Here is a 336-nt window from a genome sequence, read left to right as displayed (position 1 = left end):
ATCCACGAGAACCGCAAAGCGTTATTTTCAGTTTTTTTTAGGCGTTGCTAAAAAGCGACACCTTGTCCGATTGCTTGAAGCTGCGCTTTGCTGCCTTGCCGACTTCCGAAGCCGAGATCGCGAGTTCTGCGCGGGGTGCATCCGGCCATCCGGTAACGCGGGTCGCGATTGCGGTGCTTCCACCAACCTTCACGAACGATTGCTCACCGACCTTGAACGGTTGGAGCAGACCGAGTTCGGAGAACTTGACGACTTGCTTGTTCTTTACTACGAGCGAGTCCTCGTGAAGGTCTGCGTTCTCACCACTCAGGAACTGGACGTTGACCTTGAAGTCGG

General features: G+C 54.5%; 1 protein-coding gene. It reads right to left on the bottom strand.

Annotated features, from left to right (window positions below; all coding sequences use genetic code 11):
- Positions 1-37 precede the first annotated feature (37 nt).
- Positions 38-336 (bottom strand): hypothetical protein (locus AC1RPH_RS08120; protein WP_481762078.1); only part of this gene is annotated, 299 nt, incomplete at its 5' end.

Source organism: Dellaglioa sp. CoH-57-MRSF-16 (assembly GCF_056782055.1).
Note: the sequence above shows the minus strand (reverse complement) of the source record. Positions and strands in the feature narration are given on the sequence as shown.